At 48.3% G+C, this 8,226-nt stretch carries 8 protein-coding genes; 5 read left to right on the forward strand and 3 right to left on the reverse strand.

All coding sequences use genetic code 11. The annotated features are described in order from the left end of the window. The 3 genes from QMD03_09460 to QMD03_09470 all read right to left on the reverse strand — a co-directional run. Positions 1-341, reverse strand: a 341-nt coding sequence (locus tag QMD03_09460; GenBank protein MDI6777437.1) for an amino acid permease, incomplete at its 3' end; no start/stop codon positions are given. A gap of 253 nt (positions 342-594) precedes the next feature. After that, positions 595-1,836 carry a glycosyltransferase gene (locus QMD03_09465; protein ID MDI6777438.1) on the reverse strand — a complete coding sequence of 414 codons (1,242 nt, stop codon included), beginning with the start codon at positions 1,834-1,836 and terminating at the stop codon, positions 595-597. A gap of 10 nt (positions 1,837-1,846) precedes the next feature. Beyond that, positions 1,847-3,181 carry a M23 family metallopeptidase gene (locus QMD03_09470; GenBank protein MDI6777439.1) on the reverse strand — a complete coding sequence of 445 codons (1,335 nt, stop codon included), beginning with the start codon at positions 3,179-3,181 and terminating at the stop codon, positions 1,847-1,849. A 398-nt stretch (positions 3,182-3,579) separates the two neighbouring features. On the opposite strand from QMD03_09470, the gene coaBC reads away from it, so the two are divergent. The 5 genes from coaBC to QMD03_09495 all read left to right on the forward strand — a co-directional run. After that, entirely contained in the window at positions 3,580-4,785 is a 1,206-nt protein-coding gene (gene coaBC, locus QMD03_09475; GenBank protein MDI6777440.1) for a bifunctional phosphopantothenoylcysteine decarboxylase/phosphopantothenate--cysteine ligase CoaBC, read from the forward strand. A gap of 60 nt (positions 4,786-4,845) precedes the next feature. Then, positions 4,846-5,580, forward strand: coding sequence for a uracil-DNA glycosylase (locus QMD03_09480; protein ID MDI6777441.1), 735 nt, complete (start codon positions 4,846-4,848; stop codon positions 5,578-5,580). Positions 5,581-5,624: 44 nt separating this feature from the next. Then, positions 5,625-6,935: a nodulation protein NfeD gene (locus QMD03_09485; protein MDI6777442.1), complete on the forward strand. Its 1,311-nt coding sequence runs from the start codon at positions 5,625-5,627 to the stop codon at positions 6,933-6,935. Positions 6,936-6,956: 21 nt separating this feature from the next. Next, positions 6,957-7,706, forward strand: coding sequence for a slipin family protein (locus QMD03_09490; protein ID MDI6777443.1), 750 nt, complete (start codon positions 6,957-6,959; stop codon positions 7,704-7,706). A gap of 112 nt (positions 7,707-7,818) precedes the next feature. Beyond that, the coding region (locus QMD03_09495; protein ID MDI6777444.1) for a hypothetical protein at positions 7,819-8,226 on the forward strand (408 nt) is incomplete at its 3' end.

Raw genomic sequence — 8,226 nt, forward strand, 5'->3', positions numbered from 1 at the left:
CCGAAACCCAGGGCATACAAACTACACGCCACAGCGTGGGCAAACCAGCTCATCCATCCTGATAAAAAGCCGTTCCACTTGGGTAGGCCCTCCTTTACCCAGAGATAGCCGCCGCCGGCATCATGATAACAAGAACCCAACTCAGCGTATGACATAGCCGTGAAGAGCGCTACAAATCCGTTCAATGCGAAACAGAGGATAAGCGCCGGACCGGCCACGCCGGCGGCAATACCGATCAAAACGAAAATACCCGCCCCGATCATTGCGCCAACCCCGATAAGAGTGGCATCCATCAATGTCATTTCCCGGGCCAGGCGAACCTCGGTATCAAATTTTTTCACAAAAATTGTCCCCTTATTCAGTTAAAAACTCTATCCGGCCTTGAATTAGGCGTCAATAGTAATTTAGACCAATTCCGTGAAAGAGAATTACCTTGCTTGCAGGGAGAAAGATGTATGTCCATTGATGCTATGACATACGACATAATACGTCATACGTCATACGTCATACGTCTTTATGACTTATGACGTACGACATACGACATAATAAAACGGTTAACATTCCATCCAATGATCGCTACGTAAAAGAGATTGGTTATCCAGATTTTTGATCCCACAGATGAATCAGGTAATCCTTGTGTTTCTCAAATTTCAGACACTGTTCCTCCACCAGAGCTTCGGCCTCCTGAGAGGACATTTCCCAGGTTTGCCTGACGAAAGAGGCCACCCGGGCGTAGTACAGCGGCGTCATCAAATCTACCAGTTTGTAGCGGTTGACACGCCAGGCATGGAAGGTAGCCGCTAACTCATAGAGTATCTGAACCCAGGCATCGGTGGAAAGATAGAAATGGCTCGCCTCCATTTTAGTGGCCTTTCTGATTTCCTCAAAGCACTCCCTGCAGAAGATATCCTTCCATAAGGCAGAAAATTGCTGGAAACCTATCTTGAAGTGCTGGATCATCCCTTCCAGATCCACCTTTATCGCTTCCGGTTCCCTATACTCCTCGAAACCGAAGGTCTCTACCGGCTCGCTCCCACGAATCCCTTTCCAGTAGTTCTCATGTTTTTCCATGAGAGAGAAGATGGTCCAGACTACCTGACGGAACATCGTCCCCAGGTGCTGCCCGGGATCCTTGACATCGTGGATCTTGACACCCAGGTTAGACTGACAGATTCGGAAACCCTGAGTGATGGCGTTTGTGGTCATCCAGCTATCAATGCCGTATCGGGCCACATCCGTTTCCCATACGTCCTGCTCAGCGTAAAACCTGGCCACTTCACTTGAGAGGGCAAAGTCTCCACCGATCGGCTGTCGGATACGCTTGCCGTAGAGGGCCCTGGTAAGGTTATATACGATATTATTGGTGATGGTTCCATCATACTTGTGTCGGACATAGACCGGAGCCACGAACTGGTATCCATTTTCCAGCACGGGATACAGGAGATATTTAACCCAGTCCGGTGTGATGCTGCGAAGGTCTGAATCCACCACGGCGCATGCCTGAACCCCGAGCCGATTTGCCGCCTCGAACACAGACCTCAGGGCTGTTCCCTTGCCTGCCGGCCCCCGGTATATGGAGACGATCTTTTCCTGCCAGGGCTTGATCTGAAACTCTCTGGCCGCCTCCCGGCTATCGTCTGTTGATCCTCCGTCGGCAATGAAAATCACAGCTCTTCGCTCTTTGTAATGTTTCGCCAGGCCATGGGTAACCATCTGGATCACATGGGCGATGGTAGCCTCACTATTGTAGCATGGGATACCAACGAGGATATCGGCGGATTCGATCTCCTCGACCCGTTTTGCCGTGTAACCCCTCAATGCTGTGTTATAATGCATGTATTCTCCTCTAAAGAAGCTCCATTTTCTTACTGATATTATCGGTTATCCAGTGGGCATCCCACCATTCCTGGGGATTTACAAACCGTCCTCCCACCACAACTCCAAAGTGAAGATGATCACCGCCGGCAAGGCCAGATAAACCTGTATAACCGATGACCTCACCCTTCTTTACCTGCTGTCCCTTTCTGACATTGATCGTTCCCAGGTGGGCGTAATGAGTAAACAACCCGAGACCGTGGTCAATCAGGATGGTGTTGCCGTAAATGCCGATAAAACCGCCAAAAGCAACAATACCATGGTTGGCAGCTTCGACGGGGGCGTGTTTCGTCGAAGCGAGATCAACACCCAGGTGGATACTTTCACCCACTGCCTTTCCCTCGTACAGATAGGTCCTCTTATCACCAAATAAGGCCATGGGCGAGGCGTTTTTCATCCTCAGGAATGTTCCCTCCCAGAGTTGCCTCGGACTCGTTTTTTGACAGATTGTCTCGATGGTTTCATCATTATCCTTACGCATCAATCCATTGACGTATATAAAAGTTTCCAGAGGAGTCTTCCCACGGAGGTTGGGATTCAGGAGCTGGAATTCAGGCATTTTTTGCTGCAAAAAACTCTCTGACAGATTCATTTTATCGCGGCGAAATTTTTTGTCTCTAATCAAACAGGGGAGGCTACTGGATGATTCGTTTCCTGCGTGATCCTTGGCGACAATCCTGATATTTATCTGACCGTTTCTTGCGTGGATGGGAAGGGCAAAATAGGTAATGATACAGGATTTACCGAAAAGGGTGATGGGGTATCCCGGAGAAAAGTGATTTTCAACCTGGACCCCACTTGTTGAAACCGGTTCAGATGTCCTGTAAAGGATAACGCAGGCGCCGCCGGGATTGATATTATTCACAGGATTGAGCGGGTATATCTGTGGTGGTGTTAAATCAATGTTTACATGTCTTGTAAAGCTGGTCTTATTTTTTCGCAGCGAATAATCAACAGCCGAGATATTGAGTGTGGCCTTACCATCGTGAAGCTTCAGACTTAGAGGATCAATGATAAGAGACAACGATTTCTTTTTTATCCCCTTTTGAGGATAGTCAATGGAGGAAAGAATGGTCGTTTTATTGTCCTGGACGATGGTAATCACCGTATTGCGGAGGCCGCTCTTCTGATCCATAAAGGTAATATCGAAGACATTCTGCCGTCCTATGGCGCTGATATCCTGATTGAATTTAAGAACAGGCTTTTCACCCTCACAGGAGGTCGTGAAGAACCACCAACCCCCTCCAATGGCGGCAACAACCACAAAAACTACAAGAACGATGGTAAAAGGTCGCAGCTTTTTCATGAAACACCTCGTGTAATTGATTGATAATTGAGGTAATTGCAAAAGTCTTGAAATTAAAATGTAGCCGCAAACTTTAGTTTGCGTGTTTTCTTTGTTTTCAATATGTTACAAAACGCAGGCTAAAGCCTGCGGCTACCAGAATTGGACTTTTGCAAGAGCCTCAATTGTTAGCGAAAAAATCTTAATTCGCCCCGGGAGCATCCTTTTTCAGGTCTCTTAATCGGGAGCATCCTTTTTCAGAGGTCTCTTAATAATGATTTTCCGATTGTTTTGCAAGTTAAAAGCGTCTCCCTTCGCTGTTAATCAATTAACTTGATATTGCTTTTTATAACTGTTATTATTTTTAAAAAATATTGAAATACAACCGGTTTTCAACGATGGCTACAAGGAATTGACAGATGTTAAAGGGTAAGAAAATAGTTGTTGGTATAACAGGTGGTATCGCCGCCTACAAATCGGCGGAACTGGTGAGGGAGTTCATCCGGAGGGGGGCTTATGTAAGGGTGATCATGACGAAAAATGCCACGGAATTCATCACACCCCTTACTCTCCAGACGCTCTCAGAAAATCCGGTCTTTTGTGATATGTTTTCTCCGATAAGAGAATCTGAAATAGCTCACATAAGTCTCGCCGAATATGCGGACATCATGGTAATCGCACCGGCAACGGCAAATATCATCGGGAAGATCGCCTCCGGTATCGCGGATAATCTTCTGACAACCACAGTTATAGCCACGAAGGCGCCTGTCCTCATCTGTCCCGCCATGAATGCAAATATGTATACCAATGCTATTGTGAAGGAAAATATAGAAAAACTCGCCTCAAGGGGTTACCTGTTTATCGAACCGGCATACGGGGAACTCGCCTGCAAATCCGAGGGGACGGGAAGACTGGCCGAGGTGTCTGAGATTGTGGAAGAGGTCGAGTCAATCCTGACCGTGAAGGACCTAAGGGGAGAAAGGATACTTATCACCGCAGGTCCTACCCGGGAACCCTTTGACCCGGTAAGGTATATGACCAATTGTTCTTCGGGGAAGATGGGCTATGCCCTGGCACAGATGGCCAGGCGAAGAGGAGCAGAAGTGACCCTCATCAGCGGTCCTTCATCGTTGCCGGTTCCCCGGGGTGTTAAATTCATCCCCATATCAAGCGCCGTTGAGATGAGAGACGCCGTCATGAAAAATCTCGAAGCATCAAACGTTATTATCAAAACCGCTGCGGTGGCCGATTATCGCCCTGCTGTCTATTCCAGCTCCAAGATAAAAAAGCAGGATGGCCCCCTTGCCATCTCTCTGGAGAAGAATCCTGATATTATCTCAGAGGTCGGTAAAAAGAAAGGAAGGCGAATCCTCGTCGGCTTTGCCATGGAATCAGAAAACCTGATAGAAAATGCAAAGGTCAAGATGTTAGAAAAAAATATGGATTTTATCATTGCCAATGATGTGACTAAGGAAGGCGCTGGATTTCAGTCCGATACAAACATTGTCAAGATCTTAAGCCGGGATGGGGAGATAGAGGACCTGCCCATGATGGATAAGACAGAGGTGGCGGACAGGATTCTGGACAGGGTAAAGAAGATGATAGTCCGTAGCTGCAGGCTTTAGCCTGCGTGCGAACCTACGAGAGAAAAGTAGGGTCAGTGAACAGTGGACGATGAGCAGCTTATGGCTAATGCAAGAGAAGAAATGAGGGGAGAACTCCTCAAAATGGCGGGGTCTCTCAAGACCTTTATCCAGTCATTTATGGAGTTCGGTCGACCGCTGTCTTCTCTCTACCTGAAGGGAGAGGGAAATCCCCCCAGCCCCCCTTTGAAAAAGGGGAGTGAGGGGGGATTTTCAAGTGAGAAATCGCCCTCCCTTACCCTCGAAGAGGTGAGGAGGGAAATCGGCGATTGCCAGAGATGCCCTCTCTGCCGGGTCAGAACCAATCTCGTTTTTGGTGAGGGTAACCCGCAGGCGAATCTCGTGTTCGTCGGTGAGGCGCCAGGGGAAGATGAAGACAGGCAGGGGAGACCGTTTGTGGGGCGTGCTGGTCAGCTTCTCACCAAGATCATTACAGCCATGAAATTGACGAGAGAAGATGTTTATATATGCAACATCTTGAAATGCCGACCACCGGGGAATCGGAACCCAAAGCTGGATGAAATCGAGGCGTGTGAGCCTTTTCTGATCAGGCAGCTTGAAGCGATAAGACCTAAGATAATCTGTGCCCTCGGTACCTCTGCGGCCCATACCCTGCTCAAAACAGATGTTCCCATTACAGTCCTGCGCGGGAAATTTCATGCGTATCATAGCATAAAACTTATGCCCACGTATCATCCCGCCTACCTTTTGAGGAATCCCGGCGCAAAAAAGCAGGTGTGGGAAGACGTTAAGATGATTATGGAGGGCCTCGCCTGACCTGCAACCCCAGATCATTCACCAGCCTTTTGTGAGGTAAAGTAATGCTAAGCAGAAGAATCGGGATACTTACCTTGATTTTCACCTTAATGCTCTTTTCCGTCTGGCTACCGTCTCCGTCTTACGGAAAAGATAAAGCCCCCTCCCCTGTTTTTGATGTTATTACGGTCAGTTCCGCCATTACGCCGCCGGTTGCCGAATACATCCTCCAGAACATCAATGAAGCGGCAAAAGGAGGGGCGGAGGGCTTGATCATCCTTCTCGATACACCGGGGGGGCTGGACCTGGCCATGAGGGACATCGTAAAAGGTCTCCTCAATGCCCCCCTTCCCGTTATCGTTTTTGTCTTTCCCTCCGGTGCCAGGGCGGCCTCGGCAGGGGCGATTATCACAGTTGCCGCGAATGTTGCCGCCATGGCCCCCGGTACAAACATCGGGGCGGCTCACCCGGTCGGTCTCGGCATTGGTAAGATGGATAAAACAATGATTAAAAAAGTGGAAAACGACGCCGTAGCCTACGCCAAGAGTATCGTGAAAAAAAGGGGACGAAATGAGAAATGGGTGGAAAGGGCGGTCAGGAAAAGTGAATCCATCACAGCCGAAGAGGCGCTCAAGCTCGGGGTGATTGATTTCGTTGCCGCTGACCTGAATCAACTGTTAGAACAGGCTGACAATAAGGAGATAACCCTCCCTGCGGGAAAAAGTATCCTGAAAACAAAAGGGGCCGTCATCAATGATAAAAAGATGGGAATGCGGCACAGGATACTGTCTGCCTTGAGCGATCCCAATATCGCCTATATCCTTCTGCTGTTGGGTCTTGCCGGTCTCTATTTTGAGCTTGCCCATCCGGGTGTCATATTTCCAGGCGTAATCGGCGGTATTTCCCTCATCCTTGCATTTTTTGCCTTGCAGACCCTGTCAGTCAATTATGCGGGTGTTCTTCTCATTCTGCTCGGTATCATCCTTTTTATTGCAGAAGTCAAGGTGGTCAGCCATGGTATTCTTACCATTGGAGGCATCATTTCTCTGATGATAGGCTCTTTAATGCTCTTTGAATCTCCTGATCCCGCTCTCAGGGTGTCACTAAAGGTGATGATGCCGGCACTTGCGATTATCTCCTTGTTTTTTGCCGGTGTTATAGCCCTTGCCCTTAAGGCCCAGATGAGGAAACGTCATACAGGAAAGGAGGGTACGGTAGGTAGGGAAGGTAGAGCGATTACCGATGTCTATGAAGAGGGAAAGGTTTTTATCAAGGGCGAGTACTGGAATGCATTCAGTGATAAATTGGTCGAGAAGGGAAAGAGGGTCAGGGTTGTCGAAGTTGAGGGTCTTAGGGTAAAAGTTCAAGAAATTTAAACAAAAAAGGAGGATAAAAAAATGTACCTAATTATTGTCTTAGTTGTCTTAGTTGTCATGTTTCTGGCATCGGCCATCAGGATACTCAATGAGTATGAGAGGGCTGTCATCTTTCGTCTGGGGAGAATCATAGATACAAAAGGCCCCGGTCTCGTCATCCTGATCCCTATCGTAGATAAAATGGTCAGGGTAGATATGCGCACTATCACCATGGATGTCCCTTCTCAGGACGTGATCACGAAGGACAATGTGTCTATCAAAGTTAATGCCGTGCTCTACTTCCGGGTCTTAGAGGCCAATGCCGCCATCGTTGATGTGGAAAACTTCCTCTATGCGACCTCTCAGCTCGCCCAGACGACCTTAAGGAGCATCTGTGGACAGGTGGAACTGGATGAAATTTTGTCGGAACGGGAAAAGATCAATCTGAGCCTGCAGGAAATCCTGGATCGAAGCACCGATCCCTGGGGGATTAAGGTCATGCTGGTGGAAGTCAAGCATATTGACCTGCCGGAGGAGATGAAACGTGCCATGGCCAAACAGGCGGAGGCGGAGAGGGAACGGCGGGCAAAGATCATCAATGCCGAGGGTGAGTTTCAGGCCGCTCAGAAACTGATCGAGGCGGCAGCCCTGATGGAAACACAACCGATGTCCTTACAGCTCAGATACCTTCAGACCCTGAACCAGATTGCCGCGGAGAATAACTCAACAACCATCTTTCCCATCCCCATTGACCTGTTCAAGCCGTTCCTGAAGTTAATGGACAAGACATAAGCAACTGCTCTCACAGAGTTTTACTTTCCCACTGCCCTACTTTACCCGACACCGGTAAGGTTATTCCCCTTGCATGATTTTTCGGATGGATTTTGGGAGGAACGGAGGAGGTTTGAGTTTTTCTTTACCTAGAGGTGGATTTTTATTACTGGTCGCTCTCACTCCCATCCTCTTTTTACCCCAGGTTTGGGACCTATATACCCTGCCAAAAGAGTGCTTCGTAAGCCTTATTGTCTCTCTTCTCATAGTAGTTTGGGCCTGGGGAAATATTTCCCCAAGAAAATCAGGTATTTATCTCTCCCCGCTGGGGCTTCCCATCTTAGTTTACTTCCTGGCCCTTCTTTTCTCGCTCATCCACACCATAAATCCCTATACGGGCGTCTATGAGGTTTTGCGCCAGTTGACCTATATCCTTCTCTTCTTTTTGGTCGTGAACAATATAAAAGATGAAAATCCCCCCTCACCCCCCTTTTCCAAAGGGGGGCTGGGGGGATTTTCAAGTGAAAAGGATATCGCAAAT

The sequence above is a fragment of the Syntrophales bacterium genome, from assembly GCA_030018935.1.
Taxonomy (GTDB): domain Bacteria; phylum Desulfobacterota; class Syntrophia; order Syntrophales; family CG2-30-49-12; genus CG2-30-49-12.

What these genes read in the sequence shown, in the direction of transcription:
- QMD03_09465 (MDI6777438.1), bottom strand. Translation starts at nt 1,836, where the DNA reads ATGCATTATAACACAGCATTGAGGGGTTACACGGCAAAACGGGTCGAG.
- QMD03_09470 (MDI6777439.1), bottom strand. Translation starts at nt 3,181, where the DNA reads ATGAAAAAGCTGCGACCTTTTACCATCGTTCTTGTAGTTTTTGTGGTT.
- coaBC (MDI6777440.1), top strand. Translation starts at nt 3,580, where the DNA reads ATGTTAAAGGGTAAGAAAATAGTTGTTGGTATAACAGGTGGTATCGCC.
- QMD03_09480 (MDI6777441.1), top strand. Translation starts at nt 4,846, where the DNA reads ATGGCTAATGCAAGAGAAGAAATGAGGGGAGAACTCCTCAAAATGGCG.
- QMD03_09485 (MDI6777442.1), top strand. Translation starts at nt 5,625, where the DNA reads ATGCTAAGCAGAAGAATCGGGATACTTACCTTGATTTTCACCTTAATG.
- QMD03_09490 (MDI6777443.1), top strand. Translation starts at nt 6,957, where the DNA reads ATGTACCTAATTATTGTCTTAGTTGTCTTAGTTGTCATGTTTCTGGCA.